General features: G+C 76.2%; 11 protein-coding genes and 1 riboswitch. Of the genes, 5 read left to right on the top strand and 6 right to left on the bottom strand.

Annotated features, from left to right (window positions below; genetic code table 11):
* Positions 1 to 18 precede the first annotated feature (18 nt).
* Positions 19 to 1,167: a diacylglycerol/lipid kinase family protein gene (locus ACFUMH_RS08305; RefSeq protein ID WP_378203232.1), complete on the top strand. Its 1,149-nt coding sequence runs from the start codon at positions 19 to 21 to the stop codon at positions 1,165 to 1,167.
* Between the two features lie 26 nt (positions 1,168 to 1,193).
* On the opposite strand, the gene ACFUMH_RS08300 is transcribed toward ACFUMH_RS08305, so the two are convergent.
* The 3 genes from ACFUMH_RS08300 to ACFUMH_RS08290 all read right to left on the bottom strand — a co-directional run bounded on the left by ACFUMH_RS08300 (position 1,194) and on the right by ACFUMH_RS08290 (position 3,626).
* Positions 1,194 to 1,667: a HEPN domain-containing protein gene (locus ACFUMH_RS08300; protein WP_378203229.1), complete on the bottom strand. Its 474-nt coding sequence runs from the start codon at positions 1,665 to 1,667 to the stop codon at positions 1,194 to 1,196.
* Complete coding sequence (locus ACFUMH_RS08295) at positions 1,664 to 2,245, bottom strand: hypothetical protein (protein ID WP_378203226.1); 582 nt, start codon at positions 2,243 to 2,245, stop codon at positions 1,664 to 1,666. Before ACFUMH_RS08295 ends, ACFUMH_RS08300 begins: the two co-directional genes overlap by 4 nt.
* A 61-nt stretch (positions 2,246 to 2,306) precedes the next feature.
* Positions 2,307 to 3,626 carry an MFS transporter gene (locus ACFUMH_RS08290; RefSeq protein ID WP_378203223.1) on the bottom strand — a complete coding sequence of 440 codons (1,320 nt, stop codon included), beginning with the start codon at positions 3,624 to 3,626 and terminating at the stop codon, positions 2,307 to 2,309.
* Positions 3,615 to 3,725: riboswitch (TPP riboswitch) on the bottom strand. It overlaps the preceding gene by 12 nt.
* A 181-nt stretch (positions 3,726 to 3,906) precedes the next feature.
* On the opposite strand from ACFUMH_RS08290, the gene ACFUMH_RS08285 reads away from it, so the two are divergent.
* A complete protein-coding gene (locus ACFUMH_RS08285; protein WP_378203220.1) occupies positions 3,907 to 6,249 on the top strand; it encodes a glycoside hydrolase family 3 N-terminal domain-containing protein in 2,343 nt (780 codons plus the stop codon).
* A gap of 4 nt (positions 6,250 to 6,253) precedes the next feature.
* Here the strand turns inward: ACFUMH_RS08285 and pheA are convergent, their stop codons facing one another.
* Complete coding sequence (pheA, locus tag ACFUMH_RS08280) at positions 6,254 to 7,210, bottom strand: prephenate dehydratase (protein ID WP_378203217.1); 957 nt, start codon at positions 7,208 to 7,210, stop codon at positions 6,254 to 6,256.
* Between the two features lie 73 nt (positions 7,211 to 7,283).
* Between pheA and ACFUMH_RS08275 the strand changes: the two genes are divergently transcribed.
* On the top strand, positions 7,284 to 9,791 hold the full coding sequence (locus tag ACFUMH_RS08275; protein ID WP_378203214.1) for a hypothetical protein: 2,508 nt from the start codon (positions 7,284 to 7,286) through the stop codon (positions 9,789 to 9,791).
* Here the strand turns inward: ACFUMH_RS08275 and ACFUMH_RS08270 are convergent.
* Together ACFUMH_RS08270 and ACFUMH_RS08265 are read right to left on the bottom strand one after the other, a co-directional pair.
* The gene (locus tag ACFUMH_RS08270; RefSeq protein ID WP_378203211.1) at positions 9,715 to 10,536 is read right to left on the bottom strand and encodes a glycosyltransferase family 2 protein; all 822 of its coding nucleotides are present in this window, start codon (positions 10,534 to 10,536) and stop codon (positions 9,715 to 9,717) included. The genes ACFUMH_RS08275 and ACFUMH_RS08270 overlap by 77 nt on opposite strands.
* Before the next feature lie 119 nt (positions 10,537 to 10,655).
* Positions 10,656 to 11,477 carry a DUF5926 family protein gene (locus tag ACFUMH_RS08265; protein WP_378203208.1) on the bottom strand — a complete coding sequence of 274 codons (822 nt, stop codon included), beginning with the start codon at positions 11,475 to 11,477 and terminating at the stop codon, positions 10,656 to 10,658.
* Positions 11,478 to 11,650: 173 nt separating this feature from the next.
* On the opposite strand from ACFUMH_RS08265, the gene ACFUMH_RS08260 reads away from it, so the two are divergent.
* Together ACFUMH_RS08260 and pgm are read left to right on the top strand one after the other, a co-directional pair.
* On the top strand, positions 11,651 to 12,655 hold the full coding sequence (locus ACFUMH_RS08260) for a diacylglycerol/lipid kinase family protein (protein WP_378203205.1): 1,005 nt from the start codon (positions 11,651 to 11,653) through the stop codon (positions 12,653 to 12,655).
* A gap of 157 nt (positions 12,656 to 12,812) precedes the next feature.
* Positions 12,813 to 14,498 carry a phosphoglucomutase (alpha-D-glucose-1,6-bisphosphate-dependent) gene (gene pgm, locus ACFUMH_RS08255; protein ID WP_378203202.1) on the top strand — a complete coding sequence of 562 codons (1,686 nt, stop codon included), beginning with the start codon at positions 12,813 to 12,815 and terminating at the stop codon, positions 14,496 to 14,498.
* Positions 14,499 to 14,719 lie beyond the last annotated feature (221 nt).

Below are 14,719 nucleotides of genomic sequence, written 5' to 3'. Positions count from 1 at the left end.
CCCCGGTACGTTCGCGCCATGTCCTGGGTCGAGTGGGTCTCCGTCGTCGCGGCGGTGCTGGCGGTGGTCGCGCTGGCGCTCGCCGGCACCGTGTACGTGCGGCAGCGCCGCCAGGCCGACGGCGACGACCTCGCCCACGCCGAGCCCGTGCAGCAGGTCGCGGCCGCGCCGCGCGAGGGCCGGCTCGTCGCGTTCGTCGCCAACCCCTCGAAGCCGGACGTGCCCGCGCTGCGCGCCGCCGTGTACAAGGCGGCGTCCGAGCGCTACCTGCCCGAGCCGCTGTGGCTCGAGACGACCGTCGACGACCCCGGCGTCGGCCAGGCCCGTGCGGCCGTCGAGGGCGGCGCCGACCTCGTCATCGCGGTCGGCGGCGACGGCACCGTCCGCGCCGTGGCCGAGGCGCTCGCCGGCACGGGCGTGCCCATGGGCCTCATGCCGCTCGGCACGGGCAACCTGCTCGCGCGCAACCTCGACATCCCGCTCAACGACCCGATCGCCGCCATGGGCGTCGCGATCGACGGCGAGGACAAGCCGATCGACGTCGGCTGGCTCAAGGTCGTCAAGTGGGAGTCGCAGATGGACGACGACATCGCCGAGGCGGCGGACGACATGCCCGACGACACCGACCACCCGCGCGACCACGTCTTCCTCGTCATCGCCGGGCTCGGGTTCGACGCGCAGATGGTCGCCGACGCGGACGACGACCTCAAGGCGAAGATGGGCTGGATGGCCTACTTCGTCGCCGGCGCCAAGCACCTGAACGGCCGCCGCCTGCGGCTGCGGGTGCGCCTGGACGACCAGCAGGCCGAGACCGTGCGCGTGCGCAGCATGCTCATCGGCAACTGCGGCAAGCTGCCCGGCGGCATCACGCTGCTGCCCGACGCGATCATCGACGACGGCGAGCTCGACGTCGCGATGATCGACACGCGCGGCGGCATCGCCGGCTGGGCGCAACTGTTCGGCGAGGTCGCGCTGCAGGGCGTCGGCGTGCGCAACGAGCTGCCCGCCAAGATCGGCCGCATCGACCACACCCGCGCCCGCCGCGTGCACCTCGCCGCCAGCCGGCCGGAGCCCGTGCAGGTGGACGGCGACATCGTCGGGCACGCCGCCGAGGTCGAGGCGCGCGTCGACCGGCAGGCGCTCGTCGTGCGGGTGCCGGCGGCCTGACGGCGCAGGTGCACTCCCCCGCGCCGTCAGTAGACGGGCATGGACGGGACCACACGCTCGGATGCGTCGACGATCGCCGACGCGAGGTCGACCGCGTCCTGCGCGTCGTCGAGCGCGATGCCTGGCGATTCGAGGGAGGGGTACTCGGCGGCGTTGCGGATCCGACGTAGCCAGTCGAAGTGCCGCAGCGTCGGGCCGAGCGGCGGGTCGAGCTGAGCCAGCACGACGTCGAGCAGGACGGCGTGGGCGCCCGGTAGTGCACGCGCACGGAGCCCTTGGACGGCAAGCACCGCGGCCAGCGACTTCCGAGCGGCGTCATAGGCCACCTGGAACGCCGCAGTGGGATCCGCAGCGGCGGATGCCGCCGCTGTCCCCAGATGCGCACGGGCCTGCGTGAGCAGCAGGTCGGCCAGCTGTCGGCTTGCCGCCACGCGCTCGATCCGCCCATCGGCGATCAGCCGATCCACCTCTACGCGACCACGCTCCCAGCGGACGATCATCGTGAGAGCTCCAGGCGTAGGAGGGGACGTTCTCTGACCGTGCGGACGAACGGGTCCTCGTCGGACAGCCACGCCGAGCGACGTAGTCGATGGATGGTCACCGGAACCCTGAGCGCGTCCTCGGCCTCGGCAGCGACGTCGTTGAGGCGTACCCGCGGCACGTCGCCGATGACGAGCACGTCGACGTCACCGGGCTGATCCCCAGGGACGCCCGTGAAGCGGGCGGCCCAGGAGCCGTAGACGTAGGCCTCCTCCACCTCGGGCACGGCCGAGAGGAGGCTCTGCAGCACCGCGGGCGGGCCGTAGGTGGCGGCGATGATCTCGGTCAGGGGTCGGCGGAGCCGGTAGTCCGGGTTCGCGTGGACGAGCCGTGCGCGGCCGACGCGCGTGTCCCCCAGGACACCGGCCTCCACCAGCCGAGACACCTCTCGATGGACCACGGTGGGCTGTTCCCCGGTCAGGCGCGCGATGTCGGCGAGGGTGAACTGCTTCTCGGGCTGGAGCAGCAGCAGTGCCAGCACCGTCGCTTGCGTGTGCGACCTGAGGTAAGGCGCCAGTGCGGGCGGCGGCATTCGCATAACCTGACGATATCGTCACGTTATCGGATCCCGCAACGGCGTACGCTCGCGACAGCACTTCTCACGCCGCGTCGGTCATCGCCTCCTGCGGCGAGGTGGCCGCGCCCACCGCGACGAGGACGCCCCCGACCGCGAGCAGCGCCGCCACGGGTGCGACGTCGCCGGACGCCGCCTGCAGCGGCGGCAGCCAGAACGGGTACAGCGCCGGCAGCACGATCGACAGGCTGTACGCGGTGCCGTAGCCGCTGGACCGGACGGCCGGCGGGAACCGCTCGGCGAGGTAGGCACCGATCGGCCCGTACGCGGAGACCGTCACGACCTGCAGCACCGTCACCAGCACGACGAGGGCCCCGGGCGACGCCGGGCCGGCGAACGCCGCGAGGTACGTCGCCGGCGCCAGGACCGCGGCCGCGACACCGAACCCGGCGAGGAACCGGCGGCGGCCCACGCGCGTCGACGCGTGCCCGCTCGCGACCATCGCCACCGCCGAGACGGCCGTCGCGACGAGCATCGTGCGCGTCACCGCCGCGCCGTCGAGGCCGGCGACCACGCCGAGCTGCGACGTGACCACGGTCACGCCCATGGTGGTGAACAGCCACAGGCCCGTCATCAGCACCATGAGGCGCCACAGCCGGTGCCGCTCCGCGCCGACCAGCACGGTCGTCAACGGCCGCGCGGCCGGGGCGGCCGCCGCGCGCTCCGGGGTGTCGCGCACGTGCCGACGGAAGTGCACGACGGCGGCGAACGCGAGCACCGCGCCGACCACGAACGGCACGCGCCACCCCCACGCGGCGTACCCGTCGGCGCCGAGCACGCCCAGCAGCACCAGGACGAGAGCCGCGATCGTCGCGTTGGCCGCCGGCGACATCGCCATGACCAGCCCGCTGACGAACCCGCGCCGCCGCGGCGCCGACCACTCGATCGCGAGCGGCACCGCCGACGTGTACCCGCCGCCGATGAGCACCCCGCTGACGAACCGCAGCGCCACCACCGCGAGCAGCACCGCCTCGTGGCTCATCGCCGCGACCGGCAGCGCCGCGATGAGCAGCGTCGTCACCCCGAGGCCCAGCATGCTGGCCCGGGCGACGACGGCCCGCCCGACCCGGTCGGCGAGCGACCCGAGCAGCGCGGCCCCGAGCGGGCGGCCGACGAGGGTCGCGACGAACACGAGCCCCGCGTACGTGACGACGGCGCGGGTGCCGTAGAGCTCGGCCGCGACGGGCGCGAGCGCGAGCACCGGCAGGAAGATGTCGAACTGGTCGACGTAGTTGCCGAGGACGCCGCCGCGCACGGCGGCACGGGCGGGGTCGGCACGTCCCGGGGCCGGGTCGGCCGGCGCCTGCGCGCCGGGAGTGGGCAGGACAGGACGGACCTCAGGCATGGCACTCCCTACGCCGGCATGACCCGGACAGGTTCGGACGGTCGACGGCCCGACAGCCGTCCTCTCAGCCCGCTGGTGCGGGCTCCCGTGTGGTGGTGGCGGCGATGCTAGCGACGCCGGGCGCAGCGCTGCGGGGGCGTCCACGGGCGGCGTCGTGCCCGGTCCGCACCTGGCGGCGGCCGAAACGGTTCGGGCCTGGTGGGGGCGGCGGGACGGCCGGAGTATCGACGGCAGCGCCGCCCGCCGCGGGCCGGGCGCAGTCCGACGAAGGAGTCGACCGATGCCCCGCTCCGCGCCGCAGCACGTCCCCGCCGGCGGGCCCCGACGCCGCCGGACGTCGCTGGTCCTCGCCGTCGCGCTGGCCGCCTCCGGGCTGGGCCTGGCGTCCACCGGCCCCGCGGCGACGACCCCCGCCGCGCACGCCGCCGTCCTGCCCTACCAGGACGCCGCGCTGCCGACGGCGACCCGGGTCGCGGACCTCCTCGGCCGCATGACGGTCGACGACAAGATCGGCCAGATGACGCAGGCCGAACGGGCGGTCGTGACGCCGGGTGACATGACGACGTACCGGCTGGGGTCCGTGCTCTCCGGCGGCGGCTCGGCGCCGACACCCAACACGACGGCGGCCTGGGCGGACCTCTACGACGGCCTCCAGCGCGGGGCGCTGGCGACCCCGCTGCAGATCCCGATGCTGTACGGCATCGACGCGGTGCACGGGAACAACAACGCGCTCGGCGCGACGATCTACCCGCACAACATCGGCCTCGGCGCGACGCGGGACCCGCGGCTCGTGCAGGACATCGGGCGCGCGGTCGCGGAGGAGGTCACCGCCACGGGCGTGGACTGGACGTTCGCGCCGTGCCTGTGCGTCGCCCGGGACGACCGGTGGGGGCGCACGTACGAGTCGTTCGGCGAGGACCCCGCGATCGCCTCGGCCATGGCCTCGATGGTGACCGGCTTCCAGGGCGAGCGGCTCGGCGGGCCGGCGTCCGTGCTGGCGACGGCCAAGCACTACCTCGGCGACGGCGGCACGGTCGGCGGCGACGACCAGGGCGACGTCCGGGCGACCGAGGCCGAGCTCCGGGCGGTGCACCTGCCGCCGTTCCGGGCCGCGGTCGAGCGGGGTGTCGGCTCGGTCATGCTGTCGTACAGCAGCTGGAACGGCGTCAAGATGCACGGCAACCGCTACCTGCTCACGGACGTCCTCAAGGGCGAGCTCGGGTTCGAGGGCGTCGTCGTCTCGGACTGGGCCGCGATCGACCAGCTCGACGGCGCGCGGGGGTTCACCGCGCAGGAGGTCGCCACGGCGGTCAACGCCGGGCTCGACATGATCATGGTGCCGAACGACTACCGGACGTTCCTCGGGCACCTGCGCCAGGGCGTGCAGAGCGGTGCGATCCCGATGTCCCGCGTCGACGACGCGGTGCGCCGTGTCCTCACGCAGAAGATCGAGCTCGGCCTGTTCGAGCGGCCCTTCGCCGACCGCTCGTACGCCTCGACGGTCGGCAGCGCCGCGCACCGCGCGCTCGCCCGGACCGCGGTGCAGAGGTCGCAGGTCGTCCTGAAGAACACGGGCGTCCTCCCGCTCGCCCCGACGGGCGGGAAGGTGTGCGTCGCCGGGCGCAACGCGCACGACATCGGCAACCAGAGCGGCGGCTGGACGCTGTCGTGGCAGGGCGCGAGCGGGGCGACCGTGCCCGGCACGACCATCCTCGAGGGCGTCCGCGAGGTGCTCGCCGGGCGCCGCACCACGACGTTCGCGGCGGACGCGGGCAACGTCGACGCGTCGTGCTCCGTGGCGGTCGCGGTGGTCGGCGAGACGCCGTACGCCGAGGGCGAGGGGGACCGCCCGAACGGGCTCGCGCTCGACGCCGTCGACACCGCGGCACTCGACCGCATCCGGGCCACGGGGGTGCCGACGGTCGTCGTGCTCGTGTCGGGGCGCCCCCTGGACGTCTCCGGCATCCTGCCGTGGGTGAGTGCGCTCGACGCGGCGTGGCTGCCGGGCAGCGAGGGCGCCGGCGTCGCGGACGTCCTGTTCGGCCGCGTCGCACCGACCGGGACGCTGCCGGTGTCCTGGCCGGCCTCGGCGACGCAGCAGCCCGTCAACGACGGCGACGGCCGGACGCCGCTCTTCCCGCTCGGCGCGGGGCTGACGTGGTCGGTCGACGGGACGGGCCCGACACCCTCCCCGACGCCGACGGCCTCCCCGACACCGACGCCCACCGTGACCCCCGCGCCGACCCTCACCCCGACGCCCACCGCGACGCCCTCACCCACGCCCCCGCCGACACCGACGCCGACGTCGACCGCGACGCCCGCGGCGTGCACCGCCGCCTGGCGCACGGACAACGCCTGGGGCAGCGGGTTCACGGCCACCGTCACGGTCCGCTCCACGGGCACCGTGCCGCTGCGCGGCTGGCGCGTCACGTGGGCGTGGCCGGACGGCACGCAGCTCGCGCACGGCTGGAACGCCACGTTCGGCCGCAGCGGCGCGACGCAGACCGCGGCGAACGCGTCCTGGAACGGCACGCTCGCGCCCGCGGCGTCCACCGCGTTCGGGCTGCAGGGCACGTCGGCCGGCGCGGCGCCGGCGCCGCTGCTCACCTGCACCGCGACCTGACCCGTCAGGGCGCCTCGCCCGCGCGCAGCCGCGCCAGCCACGCACGTGCCTCGACGAAGTCCGCGTCGGCCGTGCCGACGTGCACGGTCGGGGCGACCGCGTCCGCGCGCGGGTACGAGCCGAGGAACCGCACGTAGGGGCAGCGCCGGTGCAGGCCCATGAGCGCCTCGCCCATGCGCTCGTCGGTGATGTGCCCCTCGGCGTCGATGGAGAAGGAGTACCGGCCCAGCGCGTCGCCGATGGGGCGCGACTCGATGCGGGACAGGTTCACGCCGCGCACGGCGAACTGCTCGAGCATCGCGAGCAGGGCGCCCGCCTCGTTGTCGGGCAGGTGCACGACGAGGCTCGTCTTGTCGGCGCCGGTGCGCGGCGGCACCGCCCCGGGCGGGCCGACGACGACGAACCGGGTCAGCGCCGACGCGTTGTCGGCGACCTCCTCGGCGAGCGGGGTCAACCCGTACGTGGCGACGGCGGCGGGCGGGACGAGCGCCGCGTCGAACGGCAGCGCGTCGGCGTCCCCGGCCGCGAGCGCCTCGACGAGGAGCGCGGCCGGCGCGGTGTTGCTGGTCGCGGGCACGTGCACGGCCCCGGGCAGGTGCGCCGCGAGCCAGCGGCGGCACTGCACCCACGCGTGCGGGTGCGCCGAGACGCGCGCGACGTCCGCGAGCCGCGTGCCGGGCGCCCCGACGAGCGTGAACTGCACGGGCACCAGCACCTCGCGCAGCACGAGCAGCGGGTCGCCCGTGGCCAGCGCGTCGAGCGTGGCGGTGACCCCGCCCTCGACGGTCGACTCGATGGCGACGACGGCGTAGTCGGCCGCTCCGGAGCGCACCGCCGCGACGGCCGAGCCGACGTCCGTCTGCGGCAGGTACTCCGCCTCGTCCGGGGACGCGACGCTCCGCAGCGCCTGCTCGGTGAAGGTCCCGGCCGGCCCCAGGTACGCGTAGCGCGGCACGCTCATCGACCCTCCCGATCGTCGTGGCGGCCGCCCGTGCGGCCCCGCCGAGCGTAGTGCGCGCCCGTACGCTGAGGCGGTGCCCCGGTCCCTGCGCGCCCTCGTCCCCGCCCTGCTCGCCGTGCTCACGGCCGTGCTGGGCGTCGGCGCGGCGACGCCCGCGGCCGCGGCACCGGCCGCGTCGGGGGCGCCCGCGGCGTCCGCGCCCGGCACGCCCGTGCCCGGTCCGGTCGTGCTCGTCGGCGTCACGGGCCTGCGGTGGGACGACGTCGGCTCGCTGACCACGCCGGCACTGTGGGAGCTGTCCCGCGACGGGTCGGTCGGCGCCGTCGCGGCGCGCTCCGTGGCGACGCGCTCCTGCCCCGCGGACGGCTGGCTCGGCGTCTCCGCGGGCGCCCGCGCGGCCGACCTGCCCGCCGAGGACCGGACGTGCCGCAGCCTGCGCGGCCCCGGCGAGGCGGGCGGGGTCCCCGGCTGGGACGACTACCTCTCGGCCGCGGAGGCCGAGTCCTACGGCGCGCGGCCGGGGACCCTCGGCCGCGTCGTCGCCGAGGCCGGCGCGGCGGCCGTCGGCATCGGCCCGGGCGCCGCGATCGCGCTCGCCGACCCGCAGGGCCTGCCCGTGGGCGAGCACATCGCCTCGCCCGCCTCCCCGTCCGCCCTGGGCCGCCTCGTGCGCGACGCCCGGGACGCGGACCTGCTCGTGGTCGACGCCGGCCAGATCCGCGACCCCGGCTACGGGACCGCGCCGCGCCTGCCGTCCGCGGACCCGACGGCCGCACCGGGCACGGAGGAGCCGGAGGAGCAGGCGCCGCTGGGCGGCGAGACCGACACGTCCGACCTGCCGGGGTCCGAGGCGATCGTCGAGCCGTCCCGCGCGCAGCAGGCCGTGACCGTCGACGCCCGCGTCGGCGCGGTCCTCGACGCCCTGCAGGGCAGCGACGCCACCGTGCTGGTCGTCTCGCTCGCCGACTCGGGCCGCGTCCGGCTGCAGCTCGCCGCGGCGACGGGCCCGCGCCCCACGGGCGCCGGCTACGGCGAGAGCCTGCTGACCTCGGGCTCGACGCGCCAGCCCGGCATCGTGCAGGCCACCGACGTGACCCCGACCCTGCTCGCCCTGCTCGGGCTGCTGGACGACGCGCCCGCGCTGCCGGGCGCGGAGATCCGCCCGGTGGCCGGCCCCGCCACGGGCGGTGCGCGCGTCGCGGGGCTGCTCGACGCCCAGGAGGAGGCATCCGCGGTCACGCGCGTCTCCGGCACGTTCTCCGCGCGGCTCGTGCTCGCGCAGGCCGCCCTCTTCGTCGCCGCCGCCGTCGTCCTCACACGCCGCGGCCGGTCCGACGGGCGCCGGCTGCGCCCGTCGCTGCGCGTGCTGCACGTGGTCTCGCTCGCGCTCGCCGCCGCCCCGGTCGCGTCGTTCCTCGTCGGCCTCGTGCCGTGGTGGCGGTCCGACCGCCCGGTGACGGCGTTCTGGTGGGCGCTGCTCGGCATCACCGCGCTCGTCACGGCCGCGAGCCTGCTCGGGCCCTGGCGGCGGCACGTGCTCGGCCCGGCCGGAGTGGTCGCGGGGGTCACCGTGGTCACGCTCGTGGTCGACGCCCTCGTCGGGTCACCGCTGGTCGTGGACGCCCCGATGGGCGCGCACCGCATCATGGCGGCCCGGTTCTACGGGTTCAGCAACCAGGCGTTCGCGCTCATCACCGCCGCGGGCGTGCTCGTCGCGGTGGTCGCCGCGGACGCGCTGCTGCGCGCCGGCCGCCGCCGGCTCGCCGTCGGCGCCGTGGTGCTGGTCGGGCTGGTGCTCGCCGTCGTCGACGGCGCCCCGCAGTGGGGTGCGGACTTCGGCGGCCCCGTCGCGATCCTCGTGGCGTTCGCGATGCTCGCGGTGGCCGTGAGCGGCCGGCGGCTGTCCTGGAAGGTCGTGCTGCTGGTCGGCGTGGCCGGTGGCGTGCTCGTGCTCGGCTTCGCCTTCCTCGACTGGCTGCGCCCGCCGGCCGACCGCACGCACCTCGGCCGCTTCTTCGCCACCGTGCTCGACGGCGGCCTGTGGGACGTGGTGTGGCGCAAGCTGTCGGTCAACCTCCGCGTGCTGACGTCGTGGCGCTACCTGGTGCTCGCGATCGGCGGCGTCGCGCTGACGTGGCTCGTGCTCGCGGGGCCGCGGTCGCGGCGCGGCGCGATCATGGGCGAGGGCTCCCCGCTGGCGGGTCTGCGCCAGGCGGTCCCGCTGCTCCAGCCGGCCGTGGCCGCGACCGGTGTCGCGCTGACCATCGGCTTCCTCATGAACGACTCCGGGATCGTCGTCCTCGCGACCGGGATCGCCGTCGCCGTGCCGTGCCTCGTCGCCGCCGCGGCGCAGTGGCGCCTCGCGCACCCGGTGGACGAGCTCGCCGGGGCACCGCGGCGGGCGGCGGACCGCGACGGCGTCGACGACCACGGCGCGGCGTCCGACGACGGGGCGCAGGGACCCGACACCCCGCACGGCGGGGCGGACGAGGGCCGACCGGGCCTCAGCGGGCCGGACGCTCCCCCGGCCCCAGGGTCCGACGCACCGACGACGCCGCCGAGCGCGCGCGGCGGGCGTTGACCGCGATCTGCACGTCGCGGTACTGCGCCGCGCGGTGCAGCTGGCCCTTGAGGTCGGTGCCCGACGGGCGGTGCCGCAGCTCGCACGGCACCTCGAGCACGCGGTAGCCCCGCCGCAGCAGGTCGATGGTCATGCCGACCTCGACGCCCCAGCCGCGGGCCAGCGGCGTCGCGGCCTCGAACGCCTCGCGGGTCAGGCACCGCATGCCGGACAGCGGCTGCGTGGGCGTCCACCCCGTCATCGACACGATCGCGCGGCGGGCGGCGCCCACGACGAGCCCCCGCCCGCCCGCGCCCGGCTGCGGCGGCAGCAGCGCGATCGCCAGGTCCGTGACGCCCTCGAGCACGGGCGCGACGAGCGGTGCGGTGTTGACGGCGGTCTCGGCCAGGTCGCCGTCGATGAACAGGAGCGTGCGCGGCGGCCGGTCGGGCGCGTCGCGCATCGCGACGACCGCGGCCCCGGTCTCCATCGCGGCGGCCTTGCCGCGGTTGTGCGAGTGCCGCACCACGACGGCGCCGGCCTCCCGCGCGACGTGCTGCGTGTTGTCCTCGGAGCCGTCGTCGACGACGAGCACGAGGTCGACGTGCGGGATGGCGCGCGCCGAGCGGACCGTCGCGGCGATGCGCCGGGACTCGTCCTTGGCCGGGATGATCACGGCCACGCGCTGGCGCTGCCGGTGCCCGCGGGGGCGGCTCTCGACGGCCTGCTCCGGGCTGCGGCCGGCCTCGCTCCCCGTGGGTGTCACGGCTCCCACCCTAGCGACGAACGGGGTGCGGTCGCCTCACGACCGCACCCCGTCCGCCCCGGCGACCGCGCCGCCACCCGGACGGAGGCGCAGGTCACGGGCGTGTCAGCGTGGAGTCATCACCGCAGGGTCACCTGGCGTGCGACCAGGCCGGCGCGTGCCCGGCGGGCGTTCGCGTCGAGCGGGGTCGTGTCGGCCATCGCCTCGGCGAGGCGGGGCGCGAACGCGGCGAGCGGCGCCTCGACGTCGTCGGCCTCCGAGCCCCGCGCGAGCTCCCACACGGGCACGACGATGCCGGACGTGCGGAAGTAGCCGAGGAACCGGCCGCCGTCGAAGCCGGATTCCCGCCGGCCGTGCAGCCGCGCGAGCCCGTCGAGCACGACCTGCTCGTCCTCGGCCTGCGCCCAGCGCACGAACTCCTTGGCGCCCATGCGGCACCAGTACGCGGACCCGACGGCGGCGAGCCGGCGGGTGTCGATGATGCCGGCGTCGGCCTCCTCGATCGCGGCCTCGATCTCGGACGTCTTCTCGGTGGTCGGGTCGAGCCAGTAGGAGAAGCTCTCCTCGACGGTGACCTCGAACGGCACGGACAGGTCCAGCACGTCCTGCAGGCGGGGGCCGGGCGTCGGCAGGCCGATCGTCTCGATGGCCGTGCCGGGCTCGGCGTCGAGCGCCATCAGCAGGGCGGTGGCGAGGTCGCGGCTCGCGTCGCCGGAGCTCGTGCCGGTCTGCAGCGCGAGGAGGACGGTGCCGTCGGCGCGGTGCAGCGCGGGCCACGAGTTCGGCAGGACGGTCGTGACGACGACGTCGCGCGCGCCGTGCTCGGCGGTCGTGCGGGCGGTCGCGGTGGCGGCGGGGACCAGCTCGCGGAGCGCGACCCAGTCGGGCTCACCGGGCAGGCCCTCGAAGGGACGCAGGACGAAGGTGTCGTTGGCGGGCACGGCCCGAGGCTACCGGGCGGCGTCCGACGGCGGCCCGTGCGACCGCGCCCGAGACCGCGCCCGCGGGGAGCTCACGTGCCTGCGACGGCGGTCTCACGGCACAGGCCCGGGGTGGGGGCGGGGGGACGGTTCGGGCATCCTTGACGCACGTCCACCTGGCCCTGGGAGGTCCCGTGCCGCCCGTCGACCGCCGCCGCACGCCCGCACCCGGCGCCGCGGGGACCTCCCGCGCGCCCGAGGCCGTCGTCGTCGTCAACGCGCGCTCGCGCCGCGGCGCCGCCCTGCACGACCGCATCGCCCCGGCGCTCGCGGCGCGCGGCGTGCGGGTGCTCGACGTGCACGTGGTGCACGACCCCGGCGCCGAGCTGCCCGACCTGCTCCCCCGCGTGCTGGCCGCCGAGCCGGAGATGCTCGTCGTCGGCTCGGGCGACGGCACGCTCGCCGCGGTCGTCGACCACCTCGCCGGCCGGCGGACCGTGCTCGGCTACCTGCCGCTCGGCACCACCAACAACACGGGCCGCAGCCTCGGCCTGCCGCTGCGGCTCGGCGCCGCCCTGGACGTCGTCGCGCACGGCCGGACCGTGAGCGTCGACCTCGGCCGGGCGAACGACGACTGGTTCGCCAACCTCGTGAGCGTCGGGCTGTCGTCGGAGGTCGCCGGCCGCACGCCGCACCTGCTCAAGCGCCGGCTCGGCCGCGCGGCGTACGCGCTGACGGCCGCCCGGGCGCTCGTGACCCACCGACCGTTCGAGGCGGAGGTGACGGTCGACGGCCGCACCTGGCACGTGCGCACGCACCAGCTCAACGTCGCCAACGGACGCGTGCACGCGGGCACCGCCATCGCCGCCGACGCCGGCATCGACGACCGGCTGCTCGTCGCGTACGCGCTGGGCGGTGCGCACCCGGCGTCGGTCATGGCCGCGGCCGTGCACCAGGCGACGACGCCGTGGCGGCCGCTCGGGCACAAGGGCTACGTCACGGGCACGGAGATCCGGGTCGTCACGGACCGCGTCCTGCGCCTGGACGTCGACGGCGAGCTGACCGGCAGGGTCGGCCCCGACGAGCCGCTCGTCGTGCAGGTCGACGCCGGCGCCCTGCGCGTGCGCGTCCCGCACGCGTTCGTCCCCCGCGACCCGCTGGCCGCGGAGCGCCCCGCCCCCGCCCCGTCACCCCGCTGATCCCCCGGCCCGACGGCCGCGAGACCGCGGTGGCGGGGACGGCACGACCCCCGCACGACGGTCTCACCGAGGCGGGCCCCGGGAGCCGGGCGGGCGCGTGACGAGAAGAGGGTCCGACCGGGTGCGGTGCGGGCCTCCCCTACGGGAGGATCGGGGCATGGACCCGCGCGCCGGAACCCCTGCCCAGCCGTCCGACCTCGTCGACGTGGACGCCCTGCTCGCGGCGTACCACGACCGGGAACCCGACCTCGAGGACCCCGCGCAGCGGGTGGTGTTCGGCACGAGCGGCCACCGCGGCTCGGCCCTCGACGGCGCGTTCAACGAGGCGCACATCGTCGCCATCACCGCGGCGATCGTCGAGTACCGGCGCGGGCAGGGCACCGACGGGCCGCTGTTCATCGGCCGGGACACGCACGCGCTCTCGGAGCCGGCGTTCACGACGGCGCTCGAGGTGCTCGCCGCCGCCGGCGTCGAGGTGCACGTGGACGCCCGGGACTCCTGGACGCCGACGCCGGCCGTCTCGCTCGCGATCCTGCGGCACAACGGCGCGGGCACCGGCGAGGGCGTGCGCACGTCGGGTCCCGGCCTCGCGGACGGCATCGTCGTCACGCCGTCGCACAACCCGCCGCGCGACGGCGGGTTCAAGTACAACCCGCCGCACGGCGGCCCCGCCGGGTCGGAGGCGACCGGCTGGATCGCAGGCCGCGCCAACGAGATCCTGCGCTCGGGCTGGCGGAACGTGCCGCGCGTGGGCGTCGAGCAGGCGCTCGCCGCGGACACGACGCGCAAGCACGACTACCTGTCCTCCTACGTGGACGACCTCGCCAACGTGGTGGACCTCGAGGCGATCCGGGCCGCGGGCGTGCGCATCGGCGCGGACCCGCTCGGCGGCGCGTCGGTCGAGTACTGGGGCGCGATCGGCGAGCGGTACGGGCTCGACCTCACCGTCGTGAACCCGGAGGTCGACCCCCGCTGGTCGTTCATGACGCTCGACTGGGACGGCAAGATCCGCATGGACTGCTCGTCGCCGTACGCGATGGCGTCCCTGCTGGAGCGCATGCGCCCGGGTGCCGGCGGGACGGCCCCGTTCGACATCGCGACGGGCAACGACGCCGACTCCGACCGGCACGGCATCGTCACGCCGGACGCCGGCCTGATGAACCCGAACCACTACCTCGCCGTCGCGATCTCCTACCTGTACGGCGGTGCGCGCCCGGGCTGGCCCGACGGCACCGCCATCGGCAAGACGCTCGTCTCGTCGTCGCTCATCGACCGCGTCGCCGCGTCGCTGGGCCGCCGGCTGCTCGAGGTGCCCGTCGGGTTCAAGTGGTTCGTGCCCGGGCTGGTCGACGGGTCCGTCGGGTTCGGCGGCGAGGAGTCGGCCGGGGCGTCGTTCCTGCGCACCGACGGCACGGTGTGGACGACCGACAAGGACGGCATCCTCCCCGCGCTGCTCGCGTCGGAGATCCTCGCGACGACCGGACGCAGCCCGTCGCAGCACCACGCCGAGCTCGTCGAGCGGTTCGGCGAGTCGTTCTACGCGCGCGTCGACGCCCCCGCCACGCGCGAGGAGAAGGCGACGCTCGCGGCCCTCTCCGCCGACCAGGTCACGGCCACCGAGCTCGCCGGCGAGCCCATCACCGCGCGCCTCACGCACGCCCCGGGGAACGACGCGTCGATCGGCGGCCTCAAGGTGACGACGGAGAACGCGTGGTTCGCCGCGCGGCCGTCCGGCACCGAGGACGTCTACAAGATCTACGCCGAGTCGTTCGTCTCCCCCGAGCACCTGGAGCGCGTGCAGCAGGAGGCGAGGCAGGTCGTCGCCGACGCGCTCGGCGGGTGAGCGTCGCCCGGGGCGCCCCCTGCGCGCCCCGGGCAACCATCCGTCACACGCGAGGACCCGACCACCGGCACGTGATCGGGTCCTCGGTGCGTCACGCGCGCGCGCACGCGGACGTCGGGGCGGGGGTTCGGGAAGGCCCCCCCGGGGGACGGGGAGTATACCAACCCCCGAGGGGTGGGGTATGCCGCCGGGGAGCCCCGACCCCGGTAACAGCCAGCCGG

Origin of the sequence: Cellulomonas sp. NPDC057328, assembly GCF_042667215.1 — a bacterium.
Classification (GTDB): Bacteria; Actinomycetota; Actinomycetes; order Actinomycetales; family Cellulomonadaceae; genus Cellulomonas.
This window is presented reverse-complemented; position numbering and strand designations above follow the sequence as displayed.